General features: G+C 43.7%; 15 protein-coding genes and 1 other annotated feature. Of the genes, 13 read left to right on the top strand and 2 right to left on the bottom strand.

Annotated elements, in window-relative coordinates:
- The first annotated feature begins 146 nt into the window (after positions 1–146).
- From B5D59_RS02960 to B5D59_RS02895, 13 genes are all read left to right on the top strand, one after another.
- Positions 147–1,115 carry a tetratricopeptide repeat protein gene (locus tag B5D59_RS02960; RefSeq protein ID WP_078816794.1) on the top strand — a complete coding sequence of 323 codons (969 nt, stop codon included), beginning with the start codon at positions 147–149 and terminating at the stop codon, positions 1,113–1,115.
- 257 nt (positions 1,116–1,372) lie between these two features.
- A complete protein-coding gene (tig, locus tag B5D59_RS02955) occupies positions 1,373–2,659 on the top strand; it encodes a trigger factor (RefSeq protein WP_078816793.1) in 1,287 nt (428 codons plus the stop codon).
- 192 nt (positions 2,660–2,851) lie between these two features.
- Positions 2,852–4,120: an ATP-dependent protease ATP-binding subunit ClpX gene (clpX, locus tag B5D59_RS02950; protein WP_078816792.1), complete on the top strand. Its 1,269-nt coding sequence runs from the start codon at positions 2,852–2,854 to the stop codon at positions 4,118–4,120.
- 125 nt (positions 4,121–4,245) lie between these two features.
- The gene (gene lon / locus B5D59_RS02945) at positions 4,246–6,567 is read left to right on the top strand and encodes an endopeptidase La (RefSeq protein ID WP_078816791.1); all 2,322 of its coding nucleotides are present in this window, start codon (positions 4,246–4,248) and stop codon (positions 6,565–6,567) included.
- Positions 6,564–7,145 (top strand): ribosome biogenesis GTP-binding protein YihA/YsxC, encoded by a 582-nt coding sequence (yihA, locus tag B5D59_RS02940; RefSeq protein ID WP_009497519.1) that lies wholly within the window; start codon positions 6,564–6,566, stop codon positions 7,143–7,145. The genes lon and yihA overlap by 4 nt, the downstream gene beginning before the upstream one ends.
- Positions 7,146–7,274: 129 nt before the next feature.
- Positions 7,275–8,651 carry a glutamyl-tRNA reductase gene (gene hemA / locus B5D59_RS02935; RefSeq protein WP_078816790.1) on the top strand — a complete coding sequence of 459 codons (1,377 nt, stop codon included), beginning with the start codon at positions 7,275–7,277 and terminating at the stop codon, positions 8,649–8,651.
- A gap of 410 nt (positions 8,652–9,061) precedes the next feature.
- Complete coding sequence (locus tag B5D59_RS02930) at positions 9,062–9,892, top strand: cytochrome c biogenesis protein (RefSeq protein WP_009497517.1); 831 nt, start codon at positions 9,062–9,064, stop codon at positions 9,890–9,892.
- A 15-nt stretch (positions 9,893–9,907) separates the two neighbouring features.
- Positions 9,908–10,837: a hydroxymethylbilane synthase gene (gene hemC / locus B5D59_RS02925; protein ID WP_078816789.1), complete on the top strand. Its 930-nt coding sequence runs from the start codon at positions 9,908–9,910 to the stop codon at positions 10,835–10,837.
- Positions 10,830–11,594, top strand: a complete 765-nt coding sequence (locus B5D59_RS02920) for a uroporphyrinogen-III synthase (RefSeq protein ID WP_078816788.1) — start codon at positions 10,830–10,832, stop codon at positions 11,592–11,594. Before hemC ends, B5D59_RS02920 begins: the two co-directional genes overlap by 8 nt.
- A complete protein-coding gene (hemB, locus tag B5D59_RS02915; RefSeq protein ID WP_009497514.1) occupies positions 11,591–12,571 on the top strand; it encodes a porphobilinogen synthase in 981 nt (326 codons plus the stop codon). Before B5D59_RS02920 ends, hemB begins: the two co-directional genes overlap by 4 nt.
- Positions 12,572–13,864: a glutamate-1-semialdehyde 2,1-aminomutase gene (gene hemL, locus B5D59_RS02910; RefSeq protein ID WP_078816787.1), complete on the top strand. Its 1,293-nt coding sequence runs from the start codon at positions 12,572–12,574 to the stop codon at positions 13,862–13,864. It begins immediately after the preceding gene.
- A 284-nt stretch (positions 13,865–14,148) separates the two neighbouring features.
- Entirely contained in the window at positions 14,149–14,790 is a 642-nt protein-coding gene (locus tag B5D59_RS02905; RefSeq protein ID WP_078816786.1) for a hypothetical protein, read from the top strand.
- Between the two features lie 220 nt (positions 14,791–15,010).
- Positions 15,011–15,231: a binding site (T-box leader), on the top strand.
- Positions 15,232–15,285: 54 nt separating this feature from the next.
- Positions 15,286–17,931: a valine--tRNA ligase gene (locus tag B5D59_RS02895; RefSeq protein WP_078816784.1), complete on the top strand. Its 2,646-nt coding sequence runs from the start codon at positions 15,286–15,288 to the stop codon at positions 17,929–17,931.
- Positions 17,932–18,151: 220 nt separating this feature from the next.
- On the opposite strand, the gene B5D59_RS02890 is transcribed toward B5D59_RS02895, so the two are convergent.
- Together B5D59_RS02890 and B5D59_RS02885 are read right to left on the bottom strand one after the other, a co-directional pair.
- Complete coding sequence (locus B5D59_RS02890; protein WP_078816783.1) at positions 18,152–18,937, bottom strand: ATP-grasp domain-containing protein; 786 nt, start codon at positions 18,935–18,937, stop codon at positions 18,152–18,154.
- Positions 18,934–19,800 (bottom strand): ATP-grasp domain-containing protein, encoded by an 867-nt coding sequence (locus B5D59_RS02885; protein WP_078816782.1) that lies wholly within the window; start codon positions 19,798–19,800, stop codon positions 18,934–18,936. The genes B5D59_RS02890 and B5D59_RS02885 overlap by 4 nt, the downstream gene beginning before the upstream one ends.
- Positions 19,801–19,830: the final 30 nt, after the last annotated feature.

Below are 19,830 nucleotides of genomic sequence, written 5' to 3'. Positions count from 1 at the left end.
AACGCAAAGAGAGGAGAATTGTTCTTCTTTGCGTTATTTGGGTTTAGAACTAAACAGGTGGATTCAAGAGGACATATATGACAGCCCCCAACTGGAATCCTAATCTGCCCCTGTGCTATAGTAAAGTTAAAAGGCAGGTGAATGGATTGCGGAAAAAACCTAAACGAGTAATCCAGAAGGGGAATGTCGTAGTATTCCCAGGCACCTTGGAACGATTGCATAGAGAAGGAAAAGAAGCGATGGAGCGGGATCTTCATGACGAAGCTATCGAGCACTTTGAGGCGATCCTTGATATTGATCCCGAAGAAACTTCCATTCTTGACTTGCTGGCCATTTCGTTATACGAGACGAAGGATTTTGAACGTGCTAAGGAATATGCGCTTCTTGCTATGCAAAATCAATCGGGTGATTACATAGAAATATTGGAATTGTATTTATCGATTTCAATTCAACTGCGGCAGTATGAAGAAGTTGAGTTGACGATACAAGGTTTAATGGAAAAACAGATGATTCCACAAGACAGCATAAGGAAATTTCAATATTTGCGGGAATTAAATAATCGATTAGCTAATCGTTATATAGAAGATTCTACACTTGAAGAACCTGCCATGGAGCTTGACGATTTTCTTCAAATGACAGCTCATGAACAGCAAGATTTTCTTTTGTCCTTGCAGAATCAACAACTGAAACCGTTTGTGCCTTTGTTGGTTGAACTTGTTCAGTATGAAGACGGTCTTCCCGTTGTAAAGACCTATGCGCTTCTTTTGCTGCAGCAAAATGGTGTGGAAGAAAGACTATATATAAGGAAGTATCATTTTGAGACAGAGACGATTCCGACAAGGCTTGTGTCGCCTGAGGATGATTTATTTATCAATGAAGTACAGTTTATTGCGAAATCACGATTTGAAAAAGATCCGACGGCCAGCGAGTTGGCGATGAATTTAATATTGAAGTACGGTATTATGCTTTATCCCTTTCATTGGGGTCCTTATACAGCAGAAGAAGTGGCAGAGGCATATGTCGCCTACACCAAACATTTATTGTATGGAAAAACGGTAGATGAAACTTCCCTGCTCCAATTCATCCGCTCTGTCGATGAAGAAATGGACGGCTGATGAGGAAATTTTGTTGAAAGATGATTAGACTATGTTATACTAAAATGGTTGTCAACTGCTTATCTGTCTCCACTGTAATTCTCGCTAAATAGCATGGCGGGGAACAATCTATTGGTGGTGTCCAGATAAAGCCTTCGAACGGTGTCACAGAGTTTTTTCAAGTGCTACTGAAAAAGTTTCGGACGCAATCACGCGGAGGTATAATTGATTAAAATAAAAGAAATAAAAGTTGTGTAAATGATTTGGAGGTCAGACATATGACAGTTAAATGGGAAAAATCAGAAGGCAGTGAAGGGAAACTTACGTTTGAAGTTTCTGTCGAACGTTTCAACCAAGGAATGGACGAAGCGTTTAAAAAAGTAGTAAAGAAAGTACAAGCACCAGGTTTCCGTAAAGGAAAAATGCCACGTAAGATGTTTGATAAAATGTATGGTGAAGAAGCACTTTACAACGATGCAATTGATATCGTGCTACCTGAAGCATATTCAAAAGCAGTTGAAGAAGCTGACGTTGAGCCAATCGCAGCTCCTGAAATTGATATTGAAAAGCTAGAAAAAGGCGAGCCGGTTATTTTCACAGCAGTTATCGCTTTGAAACCAGAAGTGAAATTGGGTGAATATAAAGGACTTGAAGTGACTCGTCAATCTACTGAAGTTACAGATGAAGAGGTAGACGCTCAACTACAACAACGCCGTGAAGGACTTGCGGAAATGGTAGTTAAAGAAGATGGCGCTGCAGAAAACGGCGACACGGCTACAATCGATTTCGAAGGCTTTGCAAATGGTGAAGCGTTTGAAGGCGGAAAATCTGAGAACTATGATCTTGAAATCGGATCTGGATCTTTCATTCCAGGATTTGAAGAGCAAGTGGTCGGTTTGAAAGCAGGAGAAGAAAAAGATATCGAAATCACTTTCCCTGAAGAGTACCATGCAGCTGAATTAGCTGGACAACCTGCTACATTCAAAGTGAAAGTTCATGAAATCAAAGCGAAAGAAGTTCCTGAGCTTGACGATGAACTAGCAAAAGAAATCGACGAGAGCGTTTCTTCAGTAGAAGAACTGCGCACGAAGCTTAAAGAAGAAGCAGAAGAAGTGAAAAAGAACGATTCTGAAACTGCGCTTCGCGACGATCTAGTTGAGCAGGCAGCAAGCAATGCAGAAATGGAAATTCCACAAGCAATGATCGATTCTGAAACAGATCGTATGATGCAAGATTTCGAACAACGTTTACAAATGCAAGGCATGAATCTTGAGCTTTACTTCCAATTCTCTGGTCAAGACGAGCAAACTCTTCGCGACCAAATGAAAGACGACGCATTAAGCCGCGTTCGCGTTTCATTGACACTTGAAGCAATTGGTGAAGCAGAAAAAGTGGAAGTAACAGAAGAAGAAGTCAATGCAGAACTTGATAAAATGTCAGAGCAATTCGGCATGGAAGTAGAACAAATCAAGGCAACTCTTGGTGGCACTTCTGTACTTGAAAATGACCTTCGTTTCAACAAAACAGTTCAATTGCTTGTAGACAACGCAAAAATCGTTGACTAATCCAGCCATAAAACTAAAACAAGGTACGGTTTACCGTGCCTTGTTTTTCGTAAATAAAGGTAGGTATGCATAGTCTTCACAAATATCCATAAGCTATCAAGGAAACCGAATACATATTTGTCTTGGAGTTCTAAATAGTTGATTAAGTCATGGTAATCTTGTAGTATATTCACTTGAATAGGGGTGAGCATAATGTTCAAATTTAATGATGAAAACGATAACCTAAGCTGTTCTTTTTGCGGTAAATCACAAGATCAAGTCCGTAAATTAGTGGCAGGTCAAGGTGTTTATATTTGTGATGAATGCGTTGAACTTTGTGCGGAAATCGTGGAAGAGGAAGTTGGTCTTGAAGAAGACTTCGAACTGAAAGACGTTCCAAAACCAAGAGAGATCCAAAGCATTCTCGATGAATATATCATCGGGCAAGATCGCGCAAAGAAATCACTCGCTGTAGCTGTATACAATCACTACAAACGTGTAAATTCAGGAAGTAAAATCGATGATGTCGAACTGGCAAAATCGAATATTGTATTAATCGGACCAACGGGTAGCGGTAAAACGTTACTTGCTCAAACATTGGCTCGAATCTTGGACGTTCCATTCGCGATTGCGGATGCGACTTCTCTGACAGAAGCAGGTTATGTTGGTGAAGACGTAGAGAATATCCTTTTGAAATTGATTCAAGCGGCGGACTTCGATATTGAAAAAGCTGAAAAAGGAATTATTTATATCGATGAAATCGATAAAGTAGCTCGTAAGTCTGAGAATGCTTCCATCACACGTGATGTATCGGGTGAAGGTGTTCAACAAGCATTGCTGAAAATCTTGGAAGGAACTGTCGCGAGCGTGCCACCACAAGGCGGACGTAAGCATCCACACCAAGAGTTCCTACAAATCGATACGACGAATATTCTGTTCGTAGTCGGCGGTGCGTTTGACGGCATTGAAGATATCGTCAAGCGTAGAATTGGACGTAAAGTCATTGGCTTTGGTTCCAACCCGAACAAAGAAATTAGTGAAGATGAGAGCTTGTTGTCTAGATTGATTCCAGAAGACTTGCAGCAATACGGCTTAATTCCGGAATTCATCGGTCGTTTGCCTGTTATCGCTACATTGGACGCACTGGATGTAGACACGCTCTATCAAATCCTCACTGTTCCAAAAAATGCAATCGTCAAACAATACCAAAAGATGGTAGAACTTGATGAAGTAGAGCTTCGTTTCGAAGAAGAAGCTTTACGTGAGATCGCTAAAGAAGCCATTGCACGTAAAACAGGTGCTCGTGGATTGCGTTCGATTATCGAGAATATCATGCTCGATGTCATGTATGAGTTGCCTTCACTTGATGAAGTGAAGGAATGTCTCATTACAAAGGATTCCGTCCTAGGAAAAGCTTCTCCAATTTTATATAAAGCTGATGGAACCGTATTTGACATCGATCAAGAAAAAAATACGGCATAACGCCGATATTGGCAAAAAGCCGGCTCAACCTATGCGTTTTCACGCTAGGTAGTCGGCTTTTTCTTACATATGATTTTGCAGTTTATCTTTCTTACATATACATAACTTAATGGAGGTGGCTTGTAATGCCGAGTAATCAAAAGAAGAACATCCCTTTATTGCCACTTCGCGGAGTGATCGTTTATCCAACGATGCTTTTACATATCGATGTAGGCAGAGAGCGTTCGGTTTTTGCGATCGAACACGCTTTAGCTAATGATCATCAAGTTTTTCTTGCAACACAGATGGACTTAGGACTGGAAAACCCTGAAAAAGAAGACTTACACAGATTAGGTACGCTTGCGACCATTAAATCAATGACTCAATTACCGAACGGTACATATCGGGTGTTAATCGAAGGGGTGCAGCGCGCACACTGGTCTGCTTATCAAGAAGCCGATCTTTATCCCGTCGTAAATGTTCAAGGCTATGAAGAAGAGCAAGAGAAAGACGCTGAAACCGAAGCCCTTATGCGGACTTTGATTGCACAGTTCAAGCGTTATGCTAAAAATAGCAATCGGATTTCAGATGAGACAGTGGAAACAGTGGAAGGGATTCAAGAAGCAGGAAGATTAGCAGATATGATCGCCTCGAACCTTCCTTTGAAGTTGTCTGCCAAGCAAGAAGTACTTGAAATGACAGATGTCCAAGATCGTTTGGAATGGCTAATTAGCAGGATGTACAACGAACAGGAAATCATGGAGCTGGAACGCAAAATAAACGAGCGAGTAAAAGAAGCGATGGAGCGGACACAAAAAGAGTTCTATTTGCGTGAACAGCTTAGAGCAATTCAAACAGAACTTGGGGATAAAGACGGCAAAGGCATCGAAATCGCGGAGCTCAGGCAGAAGATTAAAGAGGCCGATATGCCGGAAGGAGTCCTAGAAGCGGCAGAACGAGAACTGGATCGGTATGAAAAGATTCCTTCGGTTTCCGCGGAAAGTGGCATTATTCGCAATTACCTCGATTGGCTGATCGCTCTGCCATGGTCTCATGCAACGGTGGACCAGCTTGATTTGGCTAAATCAGAAGCTATATTGAATAGAGACCATGAAGGTTTAGAAAATGTCAAAGAACGTATATTGGAATATTTAGCAGTGCGACAAATGACCAATTCGCTGCGCGGACCGATTCTTTGTCTCGACGGTCCTCCCGGTGTAGGGAAAACGTCATTGGCTCGTTCGATTGCAGAGTCCCTTGGCCGAAAATTTGTCCGTTTATCGCTCGGCGGTGTCCGGGACGAGTCTGAAATTCGGGGTCACCGCAGAACGTATGTCGGTGCGATGCCAGGCAGAATCATTCAAGGTATGAAGAAAGCAGAAACGATCAACCCTGTCTTTTTATTGGATGAGATCGATAAAATGTCGAATGATTTTCGTGGAGATCCCTCATCCGCAATGCTTGAAGTACTCGATCCAGAACAAAATAGTACGTTCAGCGATCATTATATCGAAGAACCATATGATTTATCGAATGTCTTATTCATTGCGACGTCAAATGATTTAGGTGCGATTCCAGGACCTTTACGCGACCGCATGGAAGTCATTTCGATTCCTGGTTATACAGAACAAGAAAAACAATCAATTGCTGTAAATTATTTGATTCCAAAACAATTGCAAGAACATGGACTGACGAAATCTCAGGTCCGTTTCCAAAGTCAGGCGATTTTAGAGCTTGTGCGCTATTATACACGAGAAGCCGGCGTTCGTTCATTGGAGAGGAAAATCGCGAGCATTTGCCGTAAAGCCGCTCGTCAAATACTTGCAGGTGACAAGAAAAGTTTGACGATCAGCCCAAAAACATTACAAGTCTTACTAGGGAAAAAACTATTTCGGTTTGGACAGGCGGAAACAGTCAATCAGGTTGGTATGGCTACGGGCCTTGCTTATACTACTGTTGGGGGCGATACTCTTCAAATTGAAGTTTCATTATCACCCGGAAAAGGTAAGCTATTGTTAACTGGGAAGCTTGGCGATGTCATGAAAGAGTCTGCTCAAACAGCGTTGTCCTATGTCCGTTCAAAAGCAGTCGATTTCGCGATTGATCCCGAGTTCCATGAAAAATGGGATATTCATATTCACGTCCCTGAAGGTGCTACGCCGAAAGACGGCCCTTCGGCTGGAATTACGATTGTGACAGCTTTAGTCTCCGCTTTGACAGAACATCCTGTTCGCCGTGAAGTCGGCATGACGGGAGAAGTGACTTTGCGCGGACGTGTACTGCCTATCGGTGGGCTGAAGGAAAAATCGTTAAGTGCCCATCGCGCTGGTTTGCGAACAATTATTATACCGAAAGACAATGAACGCGATCTTGATGATATACCAGAAAGTGTACGTGAAGAATTAACATTTAAACTCGTGTCGGATGCTCAGGAAGTACTCGATATCGCTTTGGAGGAAAAGAAATGAAAGTCCATAATGTCGAAATGATCATGAGTGCGGTGAAACCTGAACAATACCCTACGGAAGGCTATCCGGAATTTGCTTTAGCAGGCCGGTCAAATGTAGGTAAATCTTCGTTTATCAATAAGATGATCGGACGTAAAAGCTTAGCCCGGACTTCATCAAAGCCAGGGAAGACCCAAACTCTGAATTTTTATAAAATCGAAGAGCAATTATTTTTCGTCGATGTTCCTGGCTACGGTTACGCAAAGGTTTCTAAAACGGAACGAGAAGCATGGGGGAAGATGATTGAGCGCTATATTACAGCGCGTGAAGAATTGCGTGCGGTTTTGCTCATCGTCGATTTGCGTCACCCGCCCACTGAAGACGACTGCATGATGTATGACTTTTTGGCACATTATAATGTACCGACCATCGTAGTGGCGACGAAAGCAGATAAAATTCCAAAAGGTAAGTGGGAAAAGCATAAAAAGGTCGTACGTACAACGTTGAATATGGAGAAGCATCATCCACTATTATTGTTTTCATCCGAAAAGGGAATGGGAATTGAAGAAGCGTGGCGCGAAATTGAAAGTCGGATGTGAAAATAAGCGATTTTAACTGAACACTGCTAAAAATCGACGTCAAATGTTGTTCACAAATCGCATTCCGACCAGAACACTATGTATGTTATAATGTAGTTACGAAAAGATCTCGAAAGGTGTGAGCACCTAATGCATACAGTTGTCGTCGGTGTTAATCACCGAACTGCCCCTGTCGAAATTAGGGAAAAATTATCATTCGTTGAAGCTGAACTGCCGCAAGCGATGCAAACATTGCAACAGCAAAAAAGCATCTTGGAAAACATCATTATTTCCACTTGTAACCGTACAGAAATCTATGCGGTTGTAGATCAGCTTCATACTGGACGATATTATATAAAACGGTTCCTCGCTGATTGGTTTTCAATTCCGATTGAGGAATTCTCAAGCCACTTAATCATCTTTGAAGAAGATGGCGCGGTAGAACATTTATTGCGTGTTGCAGCAGGTATTGACTCCATGGTACTCGGCGAAACACAAATTTTAGGGCAAGTTCGAAGCAGTTTTCTTTCTGCACAGGAAATCGGTACTACCGGAACGATCTTTAATGAATTATTCAAACAAGCTCTAACAACTGCGAAAAAAGCCCATTCTGAAACAGCGATCGGCGAAAATGCTGTTTCGGTCTCTTACGCTGCCGTGGAACTTGGAAAGAAAATTTTTGGTTCACTGAAAAATAAACATATTGCAATTCTGGGTGCAGGTAAGATGGGCGAATTGGCTGTCAAGAACTTGCAGGGCAGCGGTGTCGGGAAGATCACAGTGATCAACCGTACATTCTCAAAAGCAGAATTATTAGCTGCCAAGTTCGATGGAGAAGCGAAGTCCATGCAGGAGTTACAATGTTTATTATTGGAAGCTGATATTCTGATCAGCTCCACAGGCTCGACCGATTATGTAATTGATTATGAGTTGATGGAGTTCGTTGAGAAATTACGTAAGGGAAAACCGTTATTCTTGGTGGATATCGCAGTTCCACGTGACTTGGATCCGAAAATAGGCGATTTAGCGAATATGTTCTTATATGATATTGACGACCTGCAAGGAATCGTGGAAGCAAATCTCGCAGAACGTAAGCGTGCTGCAGATGAAATTGGCATTATGATCGAAAGTGAAGTCGTCTTATTTAAAGAATGGCTTTTGACTCTCGGCGTAGTTCCAATGATTTCAGCATTGCGTAAAAAAGCAAGCCGCATCCAAAGTGAAACGATGCAAAGTATTGAAAATAAAATGCCTGATTTAACAGAACGTGAAAAGAAAGTGCTGAACAAGCATACAAAATCCATCATCAACCAACTTCTGAAAGAACCGATTTTACAGGCAAAGGAACTTTCTATAGATAAAAAAGCTGAAGAGAAACTGGCTTTATTTGAGCAGATCTTCGGAATTTCAGATGATGTCGTGGCAGAAAAAGAACAACAGGCTATTCAAGCGAAAGAACGCCTGCAAAAACGTGCAAACGAGAAAAGTAACACAATCGACTCAACCAAATTAAATTATTTGTACTAATACACTGGTGGTTCTGTATCTAGCTCTTTCACAAGAACGATACAGGCCACTTTTTTTATGCGGGTTAGTGGGTATAATGCTTTTTCATTTAATAGTTGATAGGAGTGGAGGGCAGCCTAAGTTCGCCGCGTCCTGCGGCAACGGCTGCATGACTAACATCGTGTGAGCCCGCGGCAAAACCGACTTCGGGAGGATCGGGCGTGTGTCTTGAGACTCTAGACCGAGTGAAGCGAGGGAAGCGGCTCAAGACACGCTCTCCGGAAAGCGTCCGTCCGCAACGGAAATCAACGGTGCGAGGAAGGTAATGCAGATGCAATCATTTGCAGAAATGCCCTCTCATTTGAGAGAATGAAGGTAGAATACTTCTGAATACAAAGAGAGGTCTTCGCTTGAAAGGCAGAGAATAGCATATGGTGGATTTGACTATGGCAAGACTTCAGGAATTCATGATCGTCCTATATGCCCTTGGTCTTGTCTTTTATTTAATTGACTACTTTAAAAAGCAAAAAACATTGCAACAAATTGCCTTCTGGCTGATTGTTACGGTGTGGGTGACACAAACCGCAATTCTGCTGCTGTATATTATCGAGATGAAACGGTTTCCGGTACTCTCACTTGTCGAAGGAATTTATTTTTACGTCTGGTTATTGGTAACCCTGTCGATAGTATTTCAATTGATTTACAAAGTGAATTTTATGGTCTTTTTTACAAACATCATCGGATTTATTTTCTTAATGATTCACGTGTTTTCCAACTTGAAATATACGGCGTCTACAGTCGGTGATTCGCTCATTTCGGAAGTATTATTCATTCATATTACGACTGCGATCCTCTCGTATGCCGTGTTTGCATTAGCTTTTGTTTTTGCGGTATTGTATTTGATTGTCTATAAAGTATTGAAGAAGAAAAAGTGGTCGAAGCAATTTTCCAATCTTCCGAATCTGCATCAAACGATGATGGGGATGAAGATGTCGATTTACACAGGGATTCCGATTTTGTTCGTCAGTCTAATCTTTGGAGTGCAATGGGCATATGTGGCGCTTGTAGATTGGTCGATTTGGGATGTGAAGATCATGGGCTCGTTTGCAGTGCTCTTGATCTATACAGGGGTAATGTATTTCCAACACAAAGGTAAGCTTCAATCGATGGAATTTGCCTGGATGACAGTTTTTGCATTTCTCTTAACGGTTGTAAATTTCTTTTTGGGCAGTACATTGTCTGAGTTTCATTTATGGATATAAGGAAGGAAGAGTATTGTGAGAAAAATCATTGTAGGTTCTCGTAGAAGTAATTTGGCATTAACACAAACAAAATGGTTCATTGAGCAAATGAAACAAGCAGGTGCACCATTTGAATTCGAAATCAAGGAAATCGTAACAAAAGGCGATCAGATTCTAGATGTCATGCTGTCGAAAGTCGGCGGTAAAGGTCTGTTCGTGAAAGAAATCCAACAGGCGCTATTTGATAAGGAAATCGACTTTGCGGTACATAGCATGAAAGATATGCCTGCTGTCATTCCAAATGGTTTAACGGTAGGTTGTATTCCTGAACGTGTCGATCCGCGTGATGCGTATATTGCCAATGACCACGTCCGTTTCATGGACTTGCCGATCGGCGCGATTGTCGGGACATCCAGTTTACGCCGCAGTTCTCAACTATTGATGTTGCGTCCTGACCTTGAGATTAAGTGGATTCGAGGCAATATCGATACGCGTATACGCAAGTTGCGAGACGGTGAATATGACGCAATTATACTTGCAGCAGCGGGTATGAAGCGTATGGGCTGGGATGATAGCACTGTCACGGAATACTTGGCACTTGACGACTGCATCCCTGCGGTTGGCCAAGGCGCACTGGCTATTGAATGCCGACAAGACGATACGGAACTTTTGGATGAATTAGCAAAACTGACGGACCAAAAAACATGGATCGAACTGCAAGCTGAACGGACATTCCTCAACGAAATGGATGGCTCTTGTCAAGTTCCGATCGCTGGATTTGCGAAGTATGATGGAAATGAAGTGGAACTGACTGGTTTTATTGCGTCACCTGACGCGATTGAAGTCTTCCGTGAAACGGTGAAAGGAACTGATCCTGTCTCTGTTGGTAAAGAAGTGAGTAAAATTCTTCGCGAGCAAGGTGCCGCCGAAGTAATTGAGAAAGTGAAGGCGGACATGGATGCGTAATGCGTTACCGTTAACAGGGGAAACAGTCATTTTCACAGGTACCCCTAAAGCAAAAGAGGCAGCAGAACTCGTTAAAGAGTACGGCGGCACACCTATTTCAATTCCACTTATTGAAGTGGAAGAAATGAAGGACAAAAAAGATCTGCAAAAGTTAGAAGAAGCGTTGCGAGCGGATTGGCTCATTTTCACGAGTCAATCCGCAGTCGGAGCATTTCGTTCGAAGATGGAACGCCATCGTTTGACTGCAGATTCGTATGCAGGAAAGGTAGCCGCGGTAGGAACACGAACGGCAGCTGCACTTGACCAGCTTGGTTTTACGGTTTCGTTCATTCCAACTGTTTTCAGTGCGGATGTCTTCGTTCAGCAATTTAAGCCAAAAGAGTCCGAGCAATTACGTGTTGTATTCTTAAAAGGTTCGCTCGCAGGCAACTTAATTCGTGAAGAATTGCCGTTTCATGTTACAGAATGGACAGTTTACGAAACGAAAAGCGCTACGAGTTCCATAGATAAATTATGTAAACAGATTATGCAGAAAAATCAGGTTTCTGTACTGTTCGCTAGTCCGTCAGCGGTAGAAGTTTTTGCTTCACGCGTAGTCCCGAAGACAACGTGGAACGGTTTTACAGTTTGTGCGATTGGGCATGTTACAGAACGTGCGTTACTGAAAGCAGGGGCACGTGTTCATGTCAAACCCGAAACGTATACGTTAACCGAGTTAGTTCATGCATTAGCTAAACGAAAGGGAGATTTTAAATGAATCCAATAGAATTTAAGCGTCATCGCCGACTTCGCACGCATCCGACAGTGCGTGCAATGGTTAGAGAGACATCGATCAAAGCAGCGGACTTCATTTATCCACTATTTGTAACGGAAGGTGAGAATGTTCGCAATCCGATTGCCTCGATGCCTGGGGTCGATCAGTTTTCGATTGATTTATTGCTGAAAGAAACAGATGAAGTAGTGGAACTCGGTATTTCATCGATCATTTTATTCGGAATTCCTTCCAGCAAGGATGCAGTCGGTTCGGAAGCATATGACGATGAAGGCATCATTCAGCGTGCAACACGTGCAGTGAAGGAACGTCACCCGGAATTGGTTGTGCTTGCAGATACGTGTTTATGTGAGTATACCGATCACGGTCATTGCGGTGTGATTCACGGAACAGATGTTGATAATGACGCAAGCTTGGAATTGCTTGCGAAAACAGCTGTGAGCCAAGCGAAAGCGGGGGCAGACATTATTGCACCTTCGAATATGATGGACGGTTTCGTTGCGGTGATTCGTCAAGCGCTGGATGAAGCTGGATTTAAGCAAATTCCGATTATGTCGTATGCAGTGAAATATGCTTCCGCATATTATGGCCCGTTTCGTGAGGCGGCCCAATCAACTCCGCAATTCGGTGACCGTAAGACCTATCAGATGGATCCGGCGAACCGTATGGAAGCAATGCGTGAAGCGGAATCGGATATTCTTGAAGGAGCAGACTTCTTGATTGTCAAACCGGCATTATCTTATTTAGACATTATTCGAGATGTGAAAAACCATGTGTTATTGCCTGTCGTCGCGTATAACGTCAGTGGTGAGTACGCAATGGTGAAGGCAGCTGCTCAGAACGGCTGGGTAGATGAGAAAAAAATCGTATTAGAAACGTTGACAAGTATGAAGCGTGCAGGCGCAGACATTATTATGACGTATCATGCAAAAGACGCTGCTCGCTGGCTGGAGGAGAAATAATTGGGTAGATCATATACAAAGTCTGAACAAGCATTCAAAAAAGCTGTAGATTTATTGCCAGGGGGAGTGAACTCTCCTGTCCGTGCATTTAAGTCTGTCAATATGGATCCGATTTTCATGGAAAGCGGAAAAGGCGCGATCATTAAAGACATTGATGGCAATGAATACATCGATTATGTCCTATCATGGGGACCCTTGATTTTAGGGCATACAGACCCGGATGTGGTCGCGGCGATTCAGAGAGTAGCCGAGACAGGGACGAGCTTCGGTGCTCCTTCTTTAATTGAAAATGAAGTGGCTGAACTCATTATCGACCGAGTGCCGTCTATTGAAATGGTGCGCATGGTGTCTTCAGGCACAGAAGCGACGATGAGTGCATTGCGGCTGGCACGTGGTTATACAGGCCGCAATAAAATCTTGAAGTTTGAAGGCTGCTATCATGGCCACGGCGACTCTTTGCTGATTAAAGCAGGATCAGGCGTTGCGACATTAGGCTTGCCAGACAGCCCGGGAGTACCAGAATCGATTGCTAAAAATACGATTACAGTTGCTTACAATGACTTGGAAAGTGTTAAAGCGGCTTTCGAACAATATGGCGATGATTTGGCAGGAGTCATCGTAGAGCCGGTTGCGGGGAATATGGGAGTTGTCCCACCTGAGCCTGGTTTCCTTGAAGGATTACGTGAGTTGACGGATGCCAATGGCACATTGTTAATTTTTGATGAAGTTATGACAGGTTTCCGTGTCGGTTATAATTGTGCGCAAGGTTATTTCGGTATTACTCCTGATCTGACTTGCCTGGGCAAAGTAATCGGCGGTGGGTTACCGGTCGGAGCATACGGTGGTAAACGTGAAATCATGGAACATATTGCGCCGGCAGGAACGGTTTATCAGGCAGGTACATTGTCTGGGAACCCACTTGCGATGACAGCGGGTGCAGAAACATTAAAGAAATTGACACCTCAATCTTATGACCGTTTCGTTCAGTTGGGGGATCAATTGGAGCAAGGTTTCCGTGAAGCTGCGTCGGCAAATGGAATACCGCATACGGTGAATCGTGCAGGTTCCATGATCGGATTCTTCTTTACAAATGAACGTGTCTATAATTATGATCAAGCTAAAACTTCTGATTTGCAGTTGTTTGCGGAATATTATCGTCTGATGGCGGAGGAAGGCATTTTCTTGCCGCCGTCCCAGTTTGAAGGAATGTTCTTATCTGCTGCTCATACAGAAGAGCATATTGCGAAGACAGTGGAGGCATTCCGCACAGTATTTGCTAAGTTGAAACGATAAAAGATAGCGCTGAGGGATGATCTGTTTTAGGAGAGATCATCCGCTCAGCGTTTTTTCCGTGAGGCGAAGTGGGATTGGTGCGGTGTGATAGGGTTTTCGCTCGGATTGATTGAGCTTTGGTTCGGTTGCCTGCGGCTTTGGTGCGGTACGGTGGTGAATTGGTTCGGTTCTCACTAGGTTTGGTGCGTTCTCAATGATTTATACTACTTTTTTCGCTGGTAGTACTTCTATTCTTTTCGTTTGCTTCATATAGTAGCCTGAGTTAAGAAAAGGAGTGAAGCGGATTGACTAATCATCAATGGACGTTGAATGAAACGTTTTATTTTCCTACTGAATATGGTGCTTTTTCGGAAGCAGTTGAAGTGAAAGTAACACCTGGCTACACGGAAGACCGTACGGAGGAAGCGATCCGATTGCAAGGGATCTATCATATTGCAGCGAATGTTACATTTGACCAAGACAAGCTTGTAGAATTGTCTGCTGAGGATCGATTGGTAATTGATGATGTAGAAGTGGAGAACGGTGCAGGTTACTTTGAATATGCGGTGCCGTTAAATGTGGACTTACCCGGCGATATTGCGGGTCCTCTTGAATTGAATGTGGAAGGAGTGCGTGCTGCGCAGCTTGAAGACGGTGGTCTGCGTTTGGAATGGTCTGTAAATTTACAGGAAATAGCTGAGGCACAAGAGGAGATTGTAGAAGAGATAGCGGTTGAATCGAAGAAGCCTGTACAAACAGCAATTGAATCAACTTCCCATTTAGAGTTTTTAGCCAACGCGGATAAAGCAGTTGAAAACGTCGAAAAAGAAATGGAAGACTTTCTCTTATACATCGCCGAATTGGATGACGATGTGACGAGAAAGATCTTCCATTCAAATAATATTTTTGTAGAAGCAGAACGACAGACTAGCGAGGAGACAGAATAGTAAAAAATCCCCGGTCGTTGGCACGATCAGCAAACGGATTAATTGAAACACAGTGAGCGGAAATATGACTCCTTTGCAATAAAACCTTGTCTTCCGAAGCCAAGGTGGCAGCAAATATGGATTATATCCTTTTCGCAATGCACACCCTCCTTTCTTGTTTGTCTAAAGTAAAACTTGACGGTTATGGCATCCTTCCCATATAATAATGGGTGATAAGGATAAAGATGCGAAGAATAGGAAAGTACATGTGCAAAGTTTTCTCTAGAGAGGGTACGATAGGTGGAACGTACCTGTAAACTACAGATGGAAAGTCCCCTATGAGCAGTTTCTGTGAAAAACGAGTAGCAGGAACCGGTGAAAGCCGTTACTGATTCATTAAGATGCATGCTTTTTTTAGCGTTCATAAATAAAGGTGGTACCACGAGCTCCTTCGTCCTTTAACCGGGATGGACGGGGCTTTTTGTATCCCTTTTTTTACCTTAAGGAGGAACTGAAATGACAGATGAACTAACGATGCCGACAAAATACGATCCGCAAGCAGTGGAAAACGGACGCTACGACTGGTGGTTGAAAGGAAACTACTTTGAAGCCGATGTGACAAGTGAGAAAGAACCGTACACGATTGTCATCCCGCCGCCGAATGTTACAGGCAGACTTCATTTGGGGCACGCTTGGGATACGACGTTACAGGATATGCTCATTCGAATGAAGCGTATGCAAGGTTACGATGCATTATGGTTGCCTGGAATGGACCATGCAGGCATCGCGACACAAGCGAAAGTAGAAGAAAAGCTTCGTTCAGAAGGTGTATCGCGCTATGATCTAGGGCGTGAAAAGTTCGTACAGGAAACATGGAAGTGGAAGGAAGAATACGCCGACCACATCCGTGCACAATGGGCAAAGCTAGGACTGGCACTGGATTATTCACGTGAGCGATTCACATTAGATGAAGGGCTTTCTAAAGCTGTTCGTGAAGTGTTCGTCAAGCTGTATAAAAAAGGATTGATTTATCGCGGTGAGTATATTATCAACTGGGATCCTGCCACTAAAACTGCGTTATCTGATATTGAAGTTATCCATAAAGACGTTCAGGGCGCATTCTATCATATGCGTTACCCATTGACGGATGGCACAGGACATATCGAAATCGCAACAACGCGTCCTGAAACGATGCTTGGAGATACGGCGGTTGCGGTCCATCCAGATGATGAGCGTTATCAGCATTTGATCGGGAAAATGGTCAAGTTGCCAATTGTTGACCGTGAAATTCCGATCGTAGCGGACGACTATGTCGAAATGGACTTCGGAAGCGGTGCGGTGAAAATTACACCTGCCCATGATCCGAACGACTTCGAAGTGGGGAATCGTCATAACTTGCCAAGAGTGCTTGTGATGAACGAAGACGGTACGATGAATAAACTGGCGGGTAAGTATGAAGGCATGGATCGCTTTGAGTGCCGCAAGCAAATCGTCAAGGATTTGCAGGAGATGGAAGTTTTATTCAAAATAGAAGATCATATGCATTCGGTTGGACATTCTGAGCGAAGTGGAGCGGTCGTAGAGCCGTATTTATCGACACAATGGTTCGTCAAGATGCAGCCGCTAGCAGAAGAAGCGGTCAAATTACAGAAAAATGAAGAAGAAAAAGTTCAATTTGTTCCGGAACGTTTTGAAAAGACCTATTTGAACTGGATGGAAAACATCCACGACTGGTGTATTTCACGTCAGCTTTGGTGGGGACATCGAATTCCGGCTTGGTATCATAAGACGACAGGTGAAGTATACGTTGGTCAGGAAGCGCCGGCTGATGCGGACAATTGGACACAGGACAACGATGTGCTCGATACTTGGTTCTCTTCCGCTCTATGGCCGTTCTCGACAATGGGGTGGCCGGACGTCGACAGCGAAGAGTTCAAGAAATATTACCCGAACGCTGCCCTAGTTACAGGATATGATATTATCTTCTTTTGGGTGTCTCGCATGATTTTCCAAGCTCTAGAATTCACGGGAGAACGTCCATTCAAGGATGTTTTGATCCATGGACTCGTACGTGCGGAAGATGGACGGAAAATGTCTAAATCCCTTGGTAACGGCGTCGATCCAATGGACGTTATCGATCAATACGGTGCAGATGCATTGCGCTATTTCTTGGCGACGGGTTCTTCACCAGGACAGGATTTACGTTACTCCACTGAAAAAGTCGAAGCAATCTGGAATTTTGCCAATAAGATTTGGAACGCATCTCGATTTGCATTGATGAATATGGATGGAATGAAATACGAAGAAATCGACCTGACAGGGGAAAAATCTGTTGCAGATGCGTGGATCTTAACTCGTCTGAATGAAACAATCGAACAAGTGACAAGCCTTGCAGATCGTTATGAGTTCGGTGAGATGGGTCGTGCGTTGTACAACTTTATTTGGGATGATTTCTGTGATTGGTATATCGAAATGGCGAAGCTTCCATTGTATGGTGAAGACGAAGCAGCGAAGAAAACGACACGTTCGGTTCTCGCATATGTTCTCGATAACACGATGCGTCTATTGCACCCATTGATGCCATTCATCACAGAAGAAATCTGGCAGAACCTTCCGCATGAAGGGGAGTCGATCACGGTATCGAAATGGCCGGAAGTAGACACGGCATTGTCTGACGCGTCTCGTGCAACACATATGAAGTTGTTGATGGACATCATCCATGCAGTGCGCAATATTCGCTCGGAAGTAAATACACCGATGAGCCGTAAAGTCGATTTGTATATTTCCGCGAAAGATGAAGCGACGGTCGCAGTGTTGGAAGACAACCGTGCGTATATCGAGCGCTTCTGTAATCCAGAAACATTGACAATCGGTGTAGGTGTAAATGTACCAGGCAAAACGATGTCAGCTGTTGTGACTGGCGCTGAGCTTTACTTACCGCTTGAAGGTTTGATTGACATCGACGAGGAATTGGCTCGTTTGACGAAAGAACTCGGCAAATGGGAAGGCGAAGTAAAGAGAGTTCAAGGGAAATTGTCCAATGAACGCTTTACAGCGAAAGCTCCTGCAGCAGTTGTTGAAGAAGAACGTGCGAAAGAACAGGACTACCTGGAGAAACGCGCGGCGGTTGAACGACGCATTGCGGAGTTGAAAGAGATTTAATTTGGAATAAACTTAGGCTGTCCTGTTGGTCATTGAATATGACTTTCAGGACAGCCTTTTTTTCATGGATAATGTGCGGACGCTCATAGAGCACGTCTTTGCGCTCATAGGCCGCTTGTTTGCGATCATAAAACGTGTCGTCGCGCTCATAGCCACCCGGTTTGCGATCATAAACTCTGTCACCGCGCTCATAACCACCTGGCTGGCGCTCATAAAGCATTTACACTTCCAATCGCTCTTTTATGTAATGCAACAGCTTTTCTGCAACTGAAAAATCATGTGTCGCATACAGAGAACGTGCCCCAACAGGATCTTCAATTTCATTGAGCAACCAGCCGCCTTCAGCAGGCAGCAGGAAATCGATTCCAATATAATCGCTGCGAATAGCGCGTGAGATGGTCTGAACTTGTTTCTTCTGTGCTGAGTCGAGCGAATACTTTTCCACTGACCCACCGAGCGTAAAATTGGATTTGAATGAATCTACTGGACCTGCTCGTTTTACAGCTCCAAGCACTTCTTCACCAAGCATAAACACACGGACGTCTTGTGCATCGGAATCGATAAAGGGCTGGGCGATTAGTTTTTGCTGATCAAAGCGGCTAAACAACTCCGCTATTTCTTTTTGGGAATGGCAGAGGAATACCTCGCTGCCACCATGCCCCCCTCGTGTTTTAAGTACTAGCGGCACTTTTGGAAGTTGTTGATCTGCCCGAAAAGTCGGCACTACGGGTATACCGAGAACGGTAGCCAATTCGAATGTTCTTAATTTATCATTTGCAATTTCTTGTACAGTGGATCTGTTGAATAGGCGATAGCCGGCCTGTTCCAATTCGCTTGCCACTAGTGGATTGCGGTCTCGGAATAAAATGAAATCAAGCGGTTCGGCTGGATATTTTGTCAGCAATTCAAGACAGATTCCAAGATTTTCCGCTTCTTTTTGTAAGTCCTTAATAAACGCATGATTTCGCTCAGCCTCAGCCAAGCTGTAATAGACTGCGCCTTTCATTGAATTTCCCCCAATATGTATTCAATCATTGCATCTGCCACATTGATGCCTGTAACCGTATAGATATTACGGATGTGCGCTGCGGCATTCACTTCACAGACGAGCGGTTCATCATTCGCCCCATACAGTAAATCGACGCCCGCAAATTCTGCGCCGACAGCTTTTGCTGCGCGTAAGGCCAGCGATTCCTGCTCGGCTGTCAGATCCACGACTTCGGCTATCCCGCCATTCGTGATATTCGCACGGAAATCGGTCTCTGAATACCGATACATCGCAGCGACGACCGTATCTCCCACGATATTAACACGCAAATCTCTTCCTCTGCTCGTTTCAATGAACTCTTGGAATACGTAATCCACTCCGCGCAATTCATCGACTTTTTCATAAAAACTTTCTTCTGACTCGATCAAATAAACCTTCATGCCGAATGAACCATGACCTTCCTTGATGATCATCGGCAAGCCGAGTTCGTCAAGCACTCGCTCATAATAGCCGCTGTCACGGATGGTGAAGTTCGCATACACTTTCGGTGCGATGATGGTCTTTGGCATTGGAATCCCCGTGTTTGCGAGTTCTAAATACTGCTTTGCTTTATTGTCGCATGTCTCGATCACATCTGGATCGTTAAATATTGGGATGCCCGCTTGCTTCAGGTAACTTGCGAGCAGCGTATCTTTATCGAGAAACACGACGAAGTCAGGAGGATTTTGAATCGGTTTTTGCAAATTCATTGGAAGTTCATAGTTTTTCAGTATCGTAGCCTGCACCCCTGCGCGTTCTGCCGCTTCTTGTATCAAATGCGCTTGATCGGCAAATTTATCGCTCGTCAAACTGCCGTTATAGATCACCCAACAACTTTTCAATCCCTACGCCACCTTTGCTATAATAAAGTT

Source organism: Sporosarcina newyorkensis, assembly GCF_900167515.1.
Lineage (GTDB): Bacteria > Bacillota > Bacilli > Bacillales_A > Planococcaceae > Sporosarcina > Sporosarcina newyorkensis.
The sequence above is the reverse complement of the archived record's forward strand: the minus strand, read 5'-3'. Positions and strand labels throughout refer to the sequence as shown.

What these genes read in the sequence shown, in the direction of transcription:
- tig (WP_078816793.1), top strand. Translation starts at nt 1,373, where the DNA reads ATGACAGTTAAATGGGAAAAATCAGAAGGCAGTGAAGGGAAACTTACG.
- clpX (WP_078816792.1), top strand. Translation starts at nt 2,852, where the DNA reads ATGTTCAAATTTAATGATGAAAACGATAACCTAAGCTGTTCTTTTTGC.
- lon (WP_078816791.1), top strand. Translation starts at nt 4,246, where the DNA reads ATGCCGAGTAATCAAAAGAAGAACATCCCTTTATTGCCACTTCGCGGA.
- yihA (WP_009497519.1), top strand. Translation starts at nt 6,564, where the DNA reads ATGAAAGTCCATAATGTCGAAATGATCATGAGTGCGGTGAAACCTGAA.
- hemA (WP_078816790.1), top strand. Translation starts at nt 7,275, where the DNA reads ATGCATACAGTTGTCGTCGGTGTTAATCACCGAACTGCCCCTGTCGAA.
- B5D59_RS02930 (WP_009497517.1), top strand. Translation starts at nt 9,062, where the DNA reads ATGGTGGATTTGACTATGGCAAGACTTCAGGAATTCATGATCGTCCTA.
- B5D59_RS02920 (WP_078816788.1), top strand. Translation starts at nt 10,830, where the DNA reads ATGCGTAATGCGTTACCGTTAACAGGGGAAACAGTCATTTTCACAGGT.
- hemB (WP_009497514.1), top strand. Translation starts at nt 11,591, where the DNA reads ATGAATCCAATAGAATTTAAGCGTCATCGCCGACTTCGCACGCATCCG.
- B5D59_RS02895 (WP_078816784.1), top strand. Translation starts at nt 15,286, where the DNA reads ATGACAGATGAACTAACGATGCCGACAAAATACGATCCGCAAGCAGTG.
- B5D59_RS02890 (WP_078816783.1), bottom strand. Translation starts at nt 18,937, where the DNA reads ATGAAAGGCGCAGTCTATTACAGCTTGGCTGAGGCTGAGCGAAATCAT.